Annotated in this window: 16 protein-coding genes; 5 read left to right on the plus strand and 11 right to left on the minus strand. The window is 41.3% G+C overall.

Features of this window, described 5'->3' with window-relative positions; genetic code table 11:
• Window positions 1-108 (plus strand): IS3 family transposase (locus tag LF817_RS19400; protein WP_253935032.1); only part of this gene is annotated, 108 nt, incomplete at its 5' end.
• 469 nt (window positions 109-577) lie between these two features.
• On the opposite strand, the gene lepB is transcribed toward LF817_RS19400, so the two are convergent.
• On the minus strand, window positions 578-1,114 hold the full coding sequence (gene lepB / locus LF817_RS19405) for a signal peptidase I (protein WP_253937464.1): 537 nt from the start codon (window positions 1,112-1,114) through the stop codon (window positions 578-580).
• Between the two features lie 54 nt (window positions 1,115-1,168).
• Window positions 1,169-1,816: a TVP38/TMEM64 family protein gene (locus LF817_RS19410; protein WP_253937465.1), complete on the minus strand. Its 648-nt coding sequence runs from the start codon at window positions 1,814-1,816 to the stop codon at window positions 1,169-1,171.
• Between the two features lie 200 nt (window positions 1,817-2,016).
• On the opposite strand from LF817_RS19410, the gene LF817_RS19415 reads away from it, so the two are divergent.
• Entirely contained in the window at window positions 2,017-2,424 is a 408-nt protein-coding gene (locus LF817_RS19415) for a YhjD family protein (protein WP_253937466.1), read from the plus strand.
• On the opposite strand, the gene LF817_RS19420 is transcribed toward LF817_RS19415, so the two are convergent.
• Window positions 2,393-2,872, minus strand: coding sequence for a competence protein ComK (locus LF817_RS19420; protein ID WP_253937467.1), 480 nt, complete (start codon window positions 2,870-2,872; stop codon window positions 2,393-2,395). The genes LF817_RS19415 and LF817_RS19420 overlap by 32 nt on opposite strands.
• Window positions 2,873-3,062: 190 nt before the next feature.
• Between LF817_RS19420 and LF817_RS19425 the strand changes: the two genes are divergently transcribed.
• The gene (locus LF817_RS19425) at window positions 3,063-3,524 is read left to right on the plus strand and encodes a DUF3939 domain-containing protein (protein ID WP_253937468.1); all 462 of its coding nucleotides are present in this window, start codon (window positions 3,063-3,065) and stop codon (window positions 3,522-3,524) included.
• 312 nt (window positions 3,525-3,836) lie between these two features.
• Here LF817_RS19425 and LF817_RS19430 read toward each other — a convergent pair whose 3' ends face one another.
• The 3 genes from LF817_RS19430 to LF817_RS19440 form a co-directional block, all read right to left on the minus strand.
• Window positions 3,837-5,369: a fatty acid--CoA ligase family protein gene (locus tag LF817_RS19430; protein WP_253937469.1), complete on the minus strand. Its 1,533-nt coding sequence runs from the start codon at window positions 5,367-5,369 to the stop codon at window positions 3,837-3,839.
• Between the two features lie 158 nt (window positions 5,370-5,527).
• The gene (gene lplA, locus LF817_RS19435; RefSeq protein ID WP_253937470.1) at window positions 5,528-6,526 is read right to left on the minus strand and encodes a lipoate--protein ligase; all 999 of its coding nucleotides are present in this window, start codon (window positions 6,524-6,526) and stop codon (window positions 5,528-5,530) included.
• A 66-nt stretch (window positions 6,527-6,592) separates the two neighbouring features.
• Entirely contained in the window at window positions 6,593-7,324 is a 732-nt protein-coding gene (locus tag LF817_RS19440) for an MBL fold metallo-hydrolase (protein WP_256558384.1), read from the minus strand.
• Between the two features lie 125 nt (window positions 7,325-7,449).
• Between LF817_RS19440 and yhfH the strand changes: the two genes are divergently transcribed.
• On the plus strand, window positions 7,450-7,578 hold the full coding sequence (yhfH, locus tag LF817_RS19445) for a protein YhfH (RefSeq protein WP_253937472.1): 129 nt from the start codon (window positions 7,450-7,452) through the stop codon (window positions 7,576-7,578).
• A gap of 801 nt (window positions 7,579-8,379) precedes the next feature.
• On the opposite strand, the gene LF817_RS19450 is transcribed toward yhfH, so the two are convergent.
• From LF817_RS19450 to LF817_RS19470, 5 genes are all read right to left on the minus strand, one after another.
• A complete protein-coding gene (locus LF817_RS19450) occupies window positions 8,380-9,399 on the minus strand; it encodes a LacI family DNA-binding transcriptional regulator (RefSeq protein ID WP_253937473.1) in 1,020 nt (339 codons plus the stop codon).
• Between the two features lie 127 nt (window positions 9,400-9,526).
• Entirely contained in the window at window positions 9,527-10,927 is a 1,401-nt protein-coding gene (hemY, locus tag LF817_RS19455; RefSeq protein ID WP_253937474.1) for a protoporphyrinogen oxidase, read from the minus strand.
• Entirely contained in the window at window positions 10,927-11,862 is a 936-nt protein-coding gene (hemH, locus tag LF817_RS19460; protein WP_253937475.1) for a ferrochelatase, read from the minus strand. Before hemH ends, hemY begins: the two co-directional genes overlap by 1 nt.
• 13 nt (window positions 11,863-11,875) lie before the next feature.
• Complete coding sequence (hemE, locus tag LF817_RS19465; protein ID WP_256558383.1) at window positions 11,876-12,913, minus strand: uroporphyrinogen decarboxylase; 1,038 nt, start codon at window positions 12,911-12,913, stop codon at window positions 11,876-11,878.
• Between the two features lie 110 nt (window positions 12,914-13,023).
• Entirely contained in the window at window positions 13,024-15,189 is a 2,166-nt protein-coding gene (locus tag LF817_RS19470; RefSeq protein WP_253937476.1) for a transglycosylase domain-containing protein, read from the minus strand.
• Between the two features lie 91 nt (window positions 15,190-15,280).
• Here LF817_RS19470 and LF817_RS19475 point away from each other — a divergent pair, with 91 nt between their 5' ends.
• A complete protein-coding gene (locus tag LF817_RS19475) occupies window positions 15,281-15,787 on the plus strand; it encodes an antibiotic biosynthesis monooxygenase family protein (protein ID WP_253937477.1) in 507 nt (168 codons plus the stop codon).
• Window positions 15,788-16,201 lie beyond the last annotated feature (414 nt).

Here is a 16,201-nt window from a genome sequence, read left to right on the forward strand (position 1 = left end):
GCTTTATTTGATTATGTCCACTGGTACAATTATATTCGAATTCATGGCACTCTCAACTACCTTAGTCCTATAGAATTCAAGAAGAAACACCTTAATGAAATTGTCTAGTTTTGTGTTGACAATCCATTCCTCGGGCTTGCAGCCCTGTGGGATCTCGCCTACATCCTTCTCCCACAGGAGTCTCCCAGCTTCCCAACAACCCCATGCGAAGGAAGTGAAAAAAAGAACCACGTTCACTCAGGAGAAGCGGCTTTCATCTCTGTCCTTTGGGAATAAGTTCTATAGCAAGGTTTTTTCAACATGAGCACTTGCTATGAGAATCAGTTTGCTTTTTCTTGAAGCGGTTTCGAGATGCTTATATGGCAAAGGGGCGGAGGGAAACGGTGAGACCCCGGAGAGCGAAGCTCGAGGAGGCTCAGCGCCCGCCCCCCGGAAAGCGATCCGTTTCCTGCAGCCCCTAAACTCCCCTTAAGTTTAGAAACTGAGTCTTCAAGAATAGGGAGCTTATATGAATATCAAACAGAAATTCAACAGAAATTTTCACAAAACAACCGCCCTGGTCTGGGCGGTTGTTCATTTAAAACCGTAAAGCCAATTGCGAGACCGGCCAGTATCGTACATCCACTTTCCCCACCACATGGTCTATCGAGACGAATCCAAACGAGCGGCTGTCCAGACTATCACGTCGGTTATCCCCCATTACAAATATATAACCATCGGGTACTTCATGTTCACCCGTTACACCTTCCAACGTGAAATCATCAGTGAACAGGTTCCCATCTCCCGGCCTTAAAGGATCTAAGTACGGCTCTGGCACTGCTCTGCCATCGACTTGCAAAACATCGTCTTCAAAAGCTATATGTTCACCTGGAAGTCCTATGATCCTCTTCACGTAATCATCTTCTTTATTTGCATGGAAGACGATTACATCTGTCCGATTGAAATCCTGCCAATCATAAACGAGCTTATTGACCATCAGTAAGTTTCCATCATAAAGGGTCGGTTCCATCGATTCCCCGTCGACTATATAACTCGCAAATAAAAACGTTTTAAAAATAAAAGCAAGGAGTAACGAAAGCAAAACTACCTTCACAGTCGTCCCAAATTTTTTCATCGTCTTTTCCTCCAGGTAAGCTACTATTTACAACTTACCCGTTCAAACTCAATCTTAACCGCTGCGACCAGCCTTGCGCTCGGCTGATCTTTGGATTCTCTTTTCAATGACTTTCCCGATCATCCAAAAAGCAAGAATGCACACTCCAACAACAATAGATTTGGTCGGGTTTTGCGCAAAAGAAGCGATACTCGATCCTACATAAGAAATCGTAAAGATCATGACGGATTTTCCCAATATGGCAGCCAGCATAAATTGCTGACGGCTGACATTAGATAAACCTGACACAACATTAATGATAGAAGAGGGAGAAAAAGGAAAGCACATCAATAAAAACAACGGGCCAAATCCATGCTCTTCCAACCATGTCATCACTCGTTTAACCTGCTTATGACGGCTTACAAAATTGAAAAACCTCTGCTGGCCCAGCCTTCGGACGATTAGGAAGACAAGCAGCGAACCCGCCACTGCCCCAACCCATGAATATAAAAATCCTTTGAATAAACCATAAACTACAGAATTAGCTAAAACAAAAGCTACGAGAGGCAAGATTGGTAAAAAGGCTTCGATCAAGGGCAGAAGTATGCCCGGCAGTGGACCAAAGCGGTCCAGCTGTTCTAACTGGTGGATAATGTAATCAAACAGCTGGTCATCTTCCGCCATTTCTCTAATTTCTTGAAAATCAATCATCAACAACTCCATAAATGGCTCCCCTTATCGCATGCGTGAAGTCTTCCATGTTTTACTCTCTCTATTCTAATAAAAATTATCTTACTTTCCTACTATAATTCAGCCTCACCAATTCACACTATTATTAATCACTAAAAAATGGTTGCATACATCTCAAATCAACGTGGTATAATACAAGAACAGACGTTCGTGTATACAAAAGGGGGAGCACCATGCGCCAATTACGACAAAGAGAATTAGAGATTGCCTCGCGCTACCTATTCTTATCGATGGCCATTACAGTTATCATGCAAGACCACAAACATTTCAAAGAGGGTGATTTTAAAATAAAAGAACCTTACTTGGACCTTCTTGGAAAAATGGAACTTACAGCGAGGGAAGAAAGGAAAATTCTGAGGACCCAAATGAACAGACAAAAACTACAAGTTATAGAATCAGGACGTAACGATTCATTCACTTCCTTTTTATTTTTGGCTCATGGGTATGAAGAAAAACGAAATTACTTTAACCCTGCCATTCGTAAAAAAGTAGAAGGAATTTTAATCGAACTTATGAAAAAGTCTCTGCAACCCCATCAATTGGAGGAGCCTAAGAGCGTTTCAAGCGAGCTTCAAGGATAAATCGAAACTGTGCGGTGCGTTGAACTTGATTAGAAATCATGCCTACGGATACTGGCACATTGAGAGAGGATCCATTGGTGAAAATGATTGTAGTGGAATGATCGGACTCACTTTTATATGTATGAATATAATCATGAGCGAGCCAGGTGCATTCTCTGCGTTTCGGGGAAATTATAGGGAAGATATATAAGCCCATCGCTTGAGAGATGACAATCGGCGGCTTATGAGTAAAGCCGGCTACTTGCTTTGTACCAGCGATACGGCCTTCTAAACTGCTGGCAAAGTAACGACAAGAGTTATCTACCACTTTTCCAGGTGGATCCATTAAATAAAAACCCTCACTACTTTCCATCACTTCGGTAATAATTCGGCCTTGCGCGTCAGTGCGCGCAACAAGCGCCATGGTTTGCGCGTTTACTTCATATTCTCTTTTTTGAACCAAGTCCATTCTTTTCAACACCCTTTCAAATTATCGTCCGGAAAGCACGTTTTAAGCGCCCGCCGTCTTTACTATATAAATTTACCAAATTCCGATAAAAAAGTCACAATATTCATTAAAATAAATCATTTTTATTTATATTTGATATAATTATTGTAAACAAAGTTCATCAAACTTTTAAATATTGGGAGGAAACAGGATGTGGAAAAAGAAAAGCAACAAAGGGAAAGAGGATGAAAAAGTTCTGGAAGTGAAGGATTTATCCATCCATGACGTTAGAAAAGCCATTCACGCTTACGCTGATCATAAACCAAAAGAAGTTCCTCTGAGTGTGATCATCAATCACGACTTGACCATCGATTATCATTTACTCTCCCCCTTCATCGACGGAATTCCTAAAAAAAGATTTTATATGTCTAAAGAAACCTACGAGCTCTTTGAAGAACAGGACCAGGAACTGGCTAAAGAAATCGATCTGGTGCAGCAGGCTGTAGATCAATATATTGAACAGACAGGTGAGACCCCGGTCATCGACTCGGATCCATATAAACGTATCAGCTATTATAAGCTCGAAAGGCTTTTTTTGCTGAGCGAACGTCCGCAGAGAGACTTTTATTTAACAGGAGAAGAATACATGATCACTTATAAGAAACCGAAATAATGAACAAAAAAAGGACCAATGCTCGTAATGAGCATTGGCCAATGAGACGACTGGTTAACTTTTGAGTGAGGGAATTAATGTATGAAAAAGTTTTCACCTTTCCATAGCAACACTCATCAGTAAATACATTACTGACCCACTTATGAAACCGAATCATAAATGGTGTGTAACAAATAAGCATGATCGCTTATCTAATTCTTATTGTAATATATCTCTTCAAGCTATTCACCGAAAAGATTTTGCGGAAGACCGCAAAGCGTTGCGTTATTGTTAGTGACTGACATACTGACAAGTTGCGGTACTGCCCGGCATTCACTTTTGAGAGAGCTGTTCCCTTAAGTTTTTCCTCAAAATTTTACCGGTCGTGTTTTTCGGAAGTTCTTCCATAAAGTGAATTCTTCTGGGCTGTTTATACCTCGCTAAAGAACCGCTGCAAAACTCTTTCAACTCGTCTTCATCTAGTTCAGGATTAGAGGAGACGACGAAGCTGATTACTGATTCTCCTGTTTGCGGATCTGGTGACCCAACTACAGCTACTTCACTTATATCAGGGTGGCTGTAAAGTACTTCCTCTACTTCTCGTGGGTATACATTGTAGCCTCCTACTAAAATCATATCTTTCTTACGATCTACAATATAAAAGTAGTCTTCATCATCTTTCCTAGCCATATCTCCCGTATAGAGCCATCCATCACGGATAGTAACAGCCGTTTCCTCCGGCAGCTTATAGTACCCCTTCATAACGTTAGGTCCTCGTACAATAAGTTCGCCCACTTCACCATTAGGAACCTCTTCTCCTAATTCATCTACTACTTTATTCTCTACATTCACAATGTTTGTACCAATCGATCCTGGTTTGCGTGGACGGTCAAGCGGGTTGAACGAAGTGACCGGCGAAGCTTCAGACAGTCCATACCCTTCAGAAATTCTAACGTTAAAATGTTTTTCAAAATCGTTGAGCAATGCTACAGGTAAAGATGAGCCGCCAGCTATACAAATACGCATATTCTTAAAAGCAGACACTCGGTCTTTGCCTGTTTGCAGTAAATAGTTATACATTGTCGGCACGCCTGCAAAAACAGTTGCTTTATAAGATTCTGCAACCTCAAATACTTCTGGTGGAGAAAATTTAGGAACGATCAGTACAGTTCCTCCATTCATGATGGGAGCGTTCAAAGAGACAGTCAAACAGAACACGTGGAACATCGGCAATGTCGCAATGACACGGTCACTTGATGATATTCTAAGGTAATCCGCTACATCCGTTGCATTTGAATATAAATTCTTATGAGTTAACATAGCCCCTTTCGGTTTACCAGTAGTCCCTGAGGTGTAAAGAATGACTGCGACTTCTTCTTCATCTAATGATGGGCCTTTAAAATGCACATCTCCGTCCTCCACACATTTTGTAAACGATTTCATTTTATGAGATAAAGAAAAATCACGTGGTTCTGCACCTGTATCCGCAACAAAGTAATCTTGAATATTCAAATCCGCATCCATTTGTTCAAATTTTTCCATTAGAACATCCATCGTTATAACACCTTTTACATCTCCGTTTTTTAATATATAACTCATTTCATGGACCGTATACGTAGGATTTACTGGAATCACCGTAACCCCTGCCCGAAGAGATCCATAAAGTCCAATCATGAATAGTGGACTATTTCCGCTTATTAATGCCAGATGGTCTCCCTTTCCATAGCCTAGTTCATTTAATTTTGCCGCAAATTTAGTTACAGAGGCGTTAAACACCTGGTAGCTTACACCTTCTCCTTGAAATATGTAAGCTTCCTTCACAGGGTCTTTCTCAGTAGTTCTTATCAGTTGATCACTCAAATTCATACGTTGCTCCCCCTTCAATGAATGAATCATCATTCATTATATTTTTAAAAATATTCAATTTAATTATAAAATACTGTCAATTTATGCGCAACATTTAGCTTTAAACAGAGTCTTCTTAAAAAAAGCAAAACCAGCAGATGTATCTGCTGGTTTATTTCTTAATATATAATATCTAAAAAATCTTCTTTTGATATTTTTCCTAAATAATGAGAAATATCTATATCTTCTAAAGCTGCTGAGATAGACTGACGGTCATACCTCACATCAATCAATTTCTCTTCTACTTCAGAAATATCGCCAACTCCAAAGAAATCACCAAAAATCTTCACATTACGAATGCAGCCTTTTTCAACATCCAGTCGAATATCATAACTGCCAGCTCCTTCAATTCGCTTTGTTTGCTGAACATTAAATTTAGGAGATTTCCCATAATTCCAGTTCCAGTTTTGATAGCGTTCTTCAGCGATTTTATAAATTTCCTTCCAGTCCTCTTCCTTCAACTTATACTGTGGAACGTCTTTTACATCTTCAACATCAAAGATGTACCGCAGAATTAAGCTTTTGAACTCTTCCATTGCAATGGGTTCATCTATATATTCTGAAATATTAGCTACCCGGCTGCGAATAGATTTGATTCCTTTAGACTTAATTTTTTCGGTTTTGACATTCAACGCAGATACTACGTTTTCTATTTCGGAGTCCAGCATTAATGTTCCGTGACTGAACATACGTCCTTTTGTGGAAAACTGTGCATTTCCAGAGATTTTTCTTCCATCCACAACGATATCATTTCGGCCTGACAACTCTGCAGAAACTCCAATTTTATTCAGAGCTTGTGTTACAGGCTCTGTAAACTTAGCAAAATCATGAAAACTATCTCCGTCATCCTTCGTAATGAAGCTGAAATTCAAGTTCCCAAGATCGTGATAGACTGCTCCGCCTCCAGAGAGCCGTCTTACTACATGGATGCCGTTATTTTCAACATACTTTGTGTTGATTTCTTCGATTGTATTTTGGTTTTTCCCGATGATGATAGATGGCTCGTTGATATAAAATAACAAATACGTCTCATCAATATCTAAATTCTTCAGAGCATATTCTTCAATAGCCAGGTTAATCTTCGGGTCGTTTATCCCTTCATGGTCAATAAATAACATCGTCTCATCCTTTCACGTTTCACTCTATCCTTTATTGTATAAAATTCGACAGCATTAAACAATTCTTTAGGTGCGGCCACGCCAGGTTAATTCTTCCGAAGCCAGCTCGATATTCCCTTTAAATACATCTGCTGCTTCCTGCTTCAATAAATTCAAGTTGCCAAAATGAGGAAGATGACTGAGCCATAAAGTTTCCACTTCAGCGTCCCTGGCAATCAAAGCTGCTTCTTCACTCGTCATATGGCCTGGTTTACTTCCATCCATTCCTTTATAAAAGTTCGTATCCGTGATTAATAAGTCTGCACCGCGAGCAAATTCGGCAAGTTCAGAAAAATAGCTTGTATCAGCTGTATATACGATTGTTTCTGTACCATTACAGATTTTCATAGCATAACAAGGAACTGGGTGTTTCGTTTGCAGAAAATTTATCGTAAAAGGCCCGATTTCCATCGCCCGCTCAGGGTCATACTCCACTCCTTTTGTATATTGGTGACTCAATTCTTTAAAAGCTGCCTTATCTTCCATATGTCCATAGATTGGTAATACTTGTTTAGTATCATGGATGGAATTTTGCACAAGCCACGCATATTGCAGGACCCCGATATCTGCTACATGATCCTTATGATAGTGAGAGAGGAGAACTGCGTTCAATTCCTGAACATCTGTTCTTTGCTGTAACCTGGAAAGACACCCGCTTCCGCAATCAATCAGCAGCTTGAATTCTCCATCTTCCAACAAGTAGCTTGATGTAGCACTGTTTGCAGCAGGATATGCCCCCCAAAATCCTATAATACTCATTTGCACAATGATCAACTCCTTAATACTTTTTACCTATTTTTAATTTGTTTTATAACAGGTGGTTGTAATCTGCATATTGTTATAATACAATGACTATACAATAATTTATTTGGAGGCGATTTATCATGATGAATGTCATTGAATTTTTCCGTAACCTTCCGAAGAAACAGTGTACAAAATGTGGCCACGCAATTCACGAGCAAGCTGACTGCTATGGAAATGAATGTGACGAGTGCAGTCACCCTGCCCGTTAATCATAGTATTCCACAAATCTAGTTTTTCTGAACATTAAATCTTTCAAGCGGCTGTTAAGCTGCTTTTTTTTTGGGGAAATATGTGTATATTACATGGTAATCATTCAACAATATGGCAGGGTTGTGGAAGACTTGTTTTCGAGACAACCTGAGTTCGTTGCCAGGTTGCCAGTCAAGGATGGTTAGGAAGCTACTCGCTTTCCAACCACCCCATGCGAAATGTAAAGAACGAACCCCCTGGCATTGGAATAGAAAAGACTTTTGAGTTCTCATCTAAGCCGCGTATTCCGGCTATAGCGCTTAGCGACTAAAAAGACTGGTAAAGTCAGGCACTTTGTTCTTGTTTTCTTTCTCTCCGCCAGCTCAGTTTAGTCCAAACGCCGCTGGACGAAGTACTTTCGTTTTTTAATAAGGAATCTTACCGTTTTCCTCCCCTTTGAGCTATACATTTTCTTGAAATGGATCACAATTATTCTTATCCAGGAAGACGAAAAGCGATTAAGCGCTTGTGACATAACCTATTAGACAATAAACATGTAGCCTTGAAAAAAACAAACGCTACCGTACGCCCATGGAAAGCGAGTGATTTCCCGGACCTTCAAGCACTATTTTTTGTGGCGGAAACAGCCCGAACCTCTCGAAATCAAGTCTTCAAGAATAGGGAGTTAATATAAAAAATAACTCCCATAATCGAGTGGTGATTTGTTCAAATATAGACAATAAAAAGGGAGAAGTCCCCTGAATATAGTAGGTGAGCTTCTCCCTTTTTGATTAAAAAAACAATTTTTAAGTGGTTCATCATTAACGTGCGGTTTTCTTTACAGTATTACAGTCGGTCGACTTTCTCTTTATTAATTCATATGGATAAACAAACCTCTGAGTAGGTGTCGACAGCTTATTTTTAATTTGGTCCACAAGAACTTGTATGGTTTTTGAAGCTATTTGCTCTACTGGCTGCTCAATAGTGGTAATTGCCGGCACCATAAGCAAAGACAGCATCTGGTTATCAAAACCGACCACCGCCAGATCCTCAGGAATTCTCCATCCCTCTTTGGAAGCTGCGTATACGACACCTGCAGCTACTTCATCTGAACCTGTGAAAATGCCGTCAACTTCGGGTTGATGTACTTTCAAATAATGAAAAGTCGTTTGTCCATCCCCTACGTCTAATACCTCATTGATTTCCAATTCTTTTGATAACCACATATTATGTTCTCTCAATGCATCGCAAAACCCGGTCTTCCGCTGTTTGCTAATGTACGTTTCCCGTCCGCCGCTAGCATAAGCGATACGCCGGCAGCCTTGTTCAATAAGATGAAGAGCAGCATCATAAGCTGCCTGCTTGTGATCGATATGTATCATCGTTACGTCTTGTTTCTCCATGTATTCGTTACACAAAACAATCGGCCCAGAGTCAAGAAAAGGTTCAATATCCATCCACTCATTCGTCAAAGAAGCCATGATCACTCCATCAACTTGCTTTGTTTTTAATAGCTGCAAGTAATCTAATTCTTTATATTTCTTATCATGTGTCTGGCAAACTATCACCTGGTAGCCGTAATCGGAGGCCTTCTGTTCTAATGATTCAATTAATTGACCGAAAAAAGGATTGGTTACCCGCGGTAATAAAACAGCAATGGTTTCCGTACGCTGGCTTCGCAAACGGCGAGCGGAAGAGTTCGGAACATAGCCAAGCTCTTTCATCGCTTCGTTGATTTTTATCTTCTTTTCTTCCGTTACATATGGTTGATTATTGATGACACGAGACACGGTCGTTCGTGATAGACCCGCCAATTTCGCCACATCTTCAATGGTAGCCATTATAACTCCTCCTGCTCAGCTACATTTTGAAATCGTTTTCATAACAAATCATACTAAGATTGACATAATTATGCAAGAAGGAAATTATTGGAGCCAGAAACGCCTAACGTCTCTGGCTCCATCAGACTTACAGTTTTAGTTGTTTGAGCACCTGTTCTACTGCGACTTCCCCTTGATCAATACAATCAGGAAGACCTATGCCACGGTAAGAGCCTCCGGCAAGGTAAATACCTGGGAGCTCTCGTTCGAGGTGATCGGTCACCTCTTGCAGGCGATCTTTATGACCGACAGCATACTGCGGCATCGAATCATGCCATCTTGTAACTACTGAAAAATCAGGTTGTGTATTTATGTCCATGATTTGACTCAAATCATGGAGTGCTATCTTAGTAATTTCTTCATCAGTTAAGTTTACTACTTCCTGGTCATCTGGTTTACCTACATAACAGCGCAGCATTACTTTGCCTTCCGGTGTAGAATGGGGCCATTTTTTATGCGTCCATGTACACGCTGTAATCCTAAACTTGCTGTTCCTGGAAACCACGAAACCTGTACCATCGATGTCTTTACTAATGGCAGCCGCATCAAAAGCCATCGCTACGTTAGCTACTGATGTGGCTTTCATCTCTTTTAACTTGTTCATGAACTCATACTGGGAAAGCATCCGCTGGGCAGCAAAATAGGGAGCTGCAATAATCACAGCATCAGCTTTGTCAGCTGTCCCATCGCTTAAGAGCAAGTGATAGGTGTCACCCTTACGCTCAATATGATCGACTCCTGTATTCACCTGTACAACTCCTGGGCTCAACTGTCCTTCAACTGCCTCCACTAACGAGGACAATCCATTTTCAAAAGTACGGAACATGCTGGGCTTAGGCTTGTTTTTTGGTGGTTTAGATACAGTTTTTCTCAACCCTTTAATCAGACTGCCGTACTCTTGTTCTAGATCATAAAAGTTCGGAAAGGTGGCTTGCAGGCTTAATTCGTCGATATCACCTGCATATATACCTGAGAGAAGCGGTTCAATCAGGTTTTCGACCACTTGGTTTCCCAACCTTCTTCTGAAAAAAAGTCCAAGAGATTGATCATGCTCGATTTGTTTTTTAGACTTCACTAAATCCATTGCCGCTCGAGCTTTACCAGCCGGGGAGAATAAACCGGAGAATAGAAAAGGACGGATACGAGTAGGTACTCCCATGAATGATCCACTCGGCATTTTATGAAGTTTTTCTTTGACTAGAATATAAGCCTGTCCTGTTCCGTTCGGAACCATTTGGTCTTCAAGACCCACTTCGCGTGCAAGCCTCCCCGCACTTTTTTTACGCTCTAAGAAGGAATCCGGTCCTCTTTCAATAGTGAATCCATCCCGTTTAACGGTTTCAATCTTCCCACCCAGATGACCGCTCGCTTCGTAAAGTTTAATATCAAGAGGGAGCTGTTTTTCACGCTTATCTTTTTGTAAGTAATAGGCAGCTGTCAATCCGGAGATTCCGCCGCCTATTATAACTACTTTCTTATGTTCCACCATTAAGCCTGCTCTTCCATTTTAGAAAGAACTACGCCTGCTAACGTACGGATAAATTTAGGGTGGGTATTCGGCATTGCCGGGCGATAATAGTCTGCACCGATTTCATGGCAGACGACTTTACATTCATAATCGTTATCATAGAGAACTTCTAGATGATCCGATACAAAACCTACAGGGGCATATACAAAAGTACGGTAGCCTTTTTCATTAAAAAGATCACGAGTGAGATCTTGAACGTCAGGACCTAACCATGGATCAGGTGTATTCCCTTCACTCTGCCATCCGATTTCATACTGTTTGATTCCCGTTTCTTCAGAAATCATTTCAGCCGTTTTTTTCAGTTGATCAGGATACGGATCTCCGCCTTCTAATATTTTTTTTGGCAGACTGTGCGCTGACACTACTAAACAAGCAAGATCTTTTTCTTCTTCAGGCATTTTCTCGTACTCCGCTAAAATCTGTTCGCTCCAATAGTCAATGAAGCCAGGGGCATCATACCAGCTTTCTACAGAACGTATAGTAATTCCATGCTTTTCCGCTTCTTCCTGGGCTCTTCCATTATAAGACTTCACACTATATGTTGAATAATGGGGAGCTAAAACGATAGAAACAGCTTCAGTAATTCCATCATCCGCCATTTGCTGAACGGCATCCTCTACGAAAGGTTCGATATGCTTTAAGCCTAAATACATTTTAAACTCGATGTCGTCCTGTTCTTCATTTAATGTATTTTGTAAAGCAAGTGCTTGGTCGTCTGTAATACGGGCTAAAGGTGAAATGCCTCCAATTGCGTTGTAACGATCGCGCAGATCCTCAAGCATTTCTTCAGTGGGTTTTCGACCTCTGCGAATGTGAGTGTAGTATCTTTCTAAATCTTCTTCCTTATAAGGCGTTCCATACGCCATTACGAGTAAGCCTACTTGTTTCTTTTCCATTATCGTTCACCTCTTAATTCTTTTTTGAATAATCGTGAATGAGCTTGGTCAAGCGTTTTAAAGTTTCTGGTTTAATGTCTGGCGTGACGCCATGGCCAAGGTTGAAGATGTGGCTTGGGTGAGCTTTTCCTTCATCAATGATCTGTTTCGCTCTCATCTCAATTACTTCCCAATCTGAAAGAAGAATAGAAGGATCCAGGTTTCCTTGTAAAGGTTTACTAATCCCCATGTCTCTCGCCTCTCTAATTGAGAGTCTCCAGTCTAAGCCGACTACATCAACAGGAAGATCGTTCCACTCTAACGCCAGATGTCTGGCGCCTACGCCAAACAAAATCAACGGGACTCCTGTCGAACGCAGCTCTGTGAAAATTCTCTCCATAACAGGCTTGATGAACGTTCGGTAATCCTCTACATTCAAAGCCCCAACCCATGAATCGAAAATTTGGATGGCACTCGCTCCAGCAGCGACCTGCGCGCGAGCATAAGTAATTGTTGTTTCGGCTAACTTGTCCATAAGCATGAACCAAGTGTGAGGCTCGCTATACATCAATGCCTTCGTCTTATTATAATTCTTTGAAGGACCGCCCTCAATCATGTAGCTTGCAAGTGTGAAGGGAGCTCCGGAAAAACCGATCAGAGGAACATTCAACTGCTCTTTTGTCAATAAGCGAATAGTATCCATAACGTAGGATACATCCTCTTCTGGGTCGATGCTTCCCAGCTTTTCTATATCCGCTTTGCTCCTCACAGGGTTATCGATTACTGGACCTATGCCTTTTTGGATTTCCACATCTACACCAATAGCAGGCAGAGGTGTCATTATGTCTTTGTAAAGAATCGCTGCATCTACACCGTATTGTTCAACAGGCAGTCTTGTCACATATGCACCCAGCTCTGGCTGGTGAGTTATTTCAAACAAAGAATATTTTTCTTTCAACTTTCTGTATTCCGGTTGAGAACGCCCAGCCTGGCGCATGAACCAGACGGGAGTATGATCTGTAGGCTCACCTCGGAAAGCTTTTAGAATCGTATCATTAAATGGTTTTGACATAGTAATTAACTCCTTTTAGGCACTTATCCGCTTCCACTATAACTATAAATCTGTAATGTGTATAGAAAAACGATGTGTTTGTCACGAATTTGTGCATTCTTTCACAGGATTCAATCAAGTTCCACAGGATTGGAGGCTTCTCCTTCAAGTCCTGTCAGAGGGTCATAAGGAACGACGACATAGGAGTGATTATTAAATAAACTGACAAAATTAAGCTCATATTCCCCTTCACCTGTTACTTCTCCCACAAGTCTCTTGTTTTGCCCCTCCTCATACAAACGATAAACTATACGTTCATCCTCTGAAGCCGTCCAGCTGATGGAGGCTGACACTAAGCTAAGCCCTCCAAAGCTTACAGACCCTTCTGCATCCGTAATCTTTGGTAGTTTGATAGGTTCAGGCAACTCTTCAAGCCCCTCTGGTTTTTTGAAATCGGCCGTCATACCTTTTGCGCGGTCAACTTCTGTTAAAATATCTTTCATTAAAGATGTCGGATATGAACTTCCGCCTGTGAGGTAATAATCCTCCCCTGCCTGATCATAGCCCATCCATAACGATCCTACATAATCAGGTGTATATCCAGCGAACCATACATCTTTATTCTCCCCTTCAACTGAAGGATGCTGCTGGGTCCCTGTTTTACCTGCCAGCGCTTTAGAATAAGCACCTGAGGATGCAGTCCCAGATTGGACCGTTGTTTCAAGTATCTGTGTCATTTCCCATGCTGTCTCATCGTTGAACACTTTCGTTTCACTTCGTTCATGTTCGTGAATTACTTCACCTTGGCGGTTCGAAATTTGCTGAATCGTATATCCTTCTGCTGTACTTCCACTATTCACAAAGCTGCGATATGCTTCCGTAATTTGCAAAGGAGTATAACCCCTGGAAAGACCCCCTAAAGCAATAGAAAGACCTTCGTCTTCTGTTTCGAGTCCGAGCTTATTCAAATACTCCTTCGAATAGGAGATTCCCATTTGATCAAGCAGCCAAACGGCCGGAGCATTTTTAGATTCGACAATGGACTGATACAAGGATGTGAGACCCTCATATTCTCCATCATAATTCCTCGGCTTATAATCGCCATAGTTACGCGGCTCATCGACCAGCAATGAAAAGGGAATGTACGTGTCAGTCATCAATGCAGGTCCATAAACGGATAAAGGCTTGATGACCGATCCTGGCTGTTTTTCAGAAGTTACGCGATTCAGTTCACCATGATTGTAATCACGCCCTCCTACAGCGGCTACTAATGCACCTGTGGACTTGTCCATGAGGGTGAAAGCACCTTCTACCTCAGGTTGAGAGCCAGGAGCAAACTCACCCTCTTTCATATAATTAGAGGCAATTTCTTGAATCTCGGGGTCCATTTCCACAGTGACCTGGTATCCCCCTCGTTTTAGTTCCTCACGTGAAATATGATAACGTTCTGCTGCTTCGCGAATCACTAAGTCTACATAGCTGTTCGTCCAGCTTTCTCCACTATCTTCACGTGCTTCAGTACCGAGTGTAGCCCCTTGCATACTGACCATTTCTTCAGCATCGAGCATACCCGTAGCCTCCATCCTTCCCAGAACAACATTCCGCCTATCCAATGACGCCTCAGGATTATCAAAGGGAGAATAAGAATTAGGAGCTTTTGGCAGCCCGGCTAATAAGGCACCCTGGGTAACAGAAAGTTCAGTAACTGATGTATTGAAATATTCTTTTGAGGCTGCTTCTACTCCATAAGCTCCACTTCCGAAATAAATCGTATTCAAGTACAGTTCCAGAATCTCATCTTTCGTATATTCTCGTTCTAATTGAATAGCTGCCATAACCTCTTTAGTTTTGCGCATCCAGGATTTTTCATTCGTCAAAAAAAGATTCTTAGCCAGCTGTTGGGTAATGGTACTAGCCCCTTCTGCTTTGCTCATTGTAATGACATCACGATAGACAGCCCGTAAAATCGATTTGAAGTCGACTCCTGAGTGTTCATAGAAGCGAGAATCTTCGACCGCTACAAACGCATCTTTCACATGGTCAGGTATCTCTTCATGATCAATCAACGTCCTGTTCTGAGTATAAACCCTTTCGATAACTTCCCCATCCACTGTTTCAATAGTTGTAGACGCATCCAAAACAAGTTCAGTATCTTTTACAATAAATCTCCCGCCTTGAAGAATCACGAGAAACCCTATCATCGTCAATAAAAAAAGCCCGAGCATAATGAATAGTGGCCACTTGTATTTTTTCAACCAATCCGGTATGAGAAGTATTTTTTGTTTAATTTTCAGCATCTTGCATCCTCTCTTATCGTGTAAGTTCAAACTTGCAGTTCAATGTCTCCACTTGCTACACTTAACTTGATGCAGGAAAGGAGATAACACTGTGAAAGTATCTATGACAAATGGTACCCTAAACTATTTAGCAAAGCTAGAGAAAGAAAACAAAAAGGCAGCACTTTACTTTATGCAAGACCAGGACAAAACGGTGGCTTACTATGAAGGTGAGGAAGATCCGGTTTTTGCGGAAGGTCGAGATTATGAAGTAGTGGAGGCTGTAGGTGATGTTAAAGAGTCAGGTTTTGTAGTTATGAATAATATCCCTGTTTCAGACGAAGGACGCCCTGTATTCGAAGATCGATTCAAAAAACGCGCGGGAAGCGTCGAAAGTATGGAAGGCTTTCAAGCCATCCGAATTTTAAGACCGGTTAAAGGAAACACTTATGTTGTTTTTACACAATGGCGTAATGAGCAGTGCTTTGAAGATTGGAAAAATTCCCAGGAGTTCGAGAAAGCTCACGAAAACTCTGGACCTAAACATAAAGAGAAACCATCATTCATTGATGGCAAACCTTACATTACTAAATACCAAATGATTCAATTAGAAGACTAACAGAAAAATCATAAGCGTCACTAAAGCTAACTGTTTCCGATCCTATCACAAACATAAAAAATACAGGCTGAAATGTCTATCAAGTTGATATCAACTTGATAGACATTTTTGTTGAGAAAAAAGTTTTCGATATAGAAACCTTGAAAAAATGTTCTTAAACTATATGGCAGGATAGCGGAAGACTCGATTTCGAGATAGTCTGGGTTCGTTGCCGTATTGAGAGTCAGGGGTGGTTGGGAAGCTACTCGCTTTCCTGTGGGGGAAGTGGCGAGCTTCCTCGGGCTTTTCAGCCCTGTGGGATCTCGCCTACATCCTTCTCCCACGGGAGTCTCCTAGCTTCCCAACCACCCCATGCGAAATGGAATGAACGAACCCTCCTGGCACTGGAAAAGACTTCTGATCTTTCATCAAAGC

The sequence above is a fragment of the Halobacillus sp. A1 genome (assembly GCF_024189295.1).
Lineage (GTDB): Bacteria > Bacillota > Bacilli > Bacillales > Halobacillaceae > Halobacillus_A.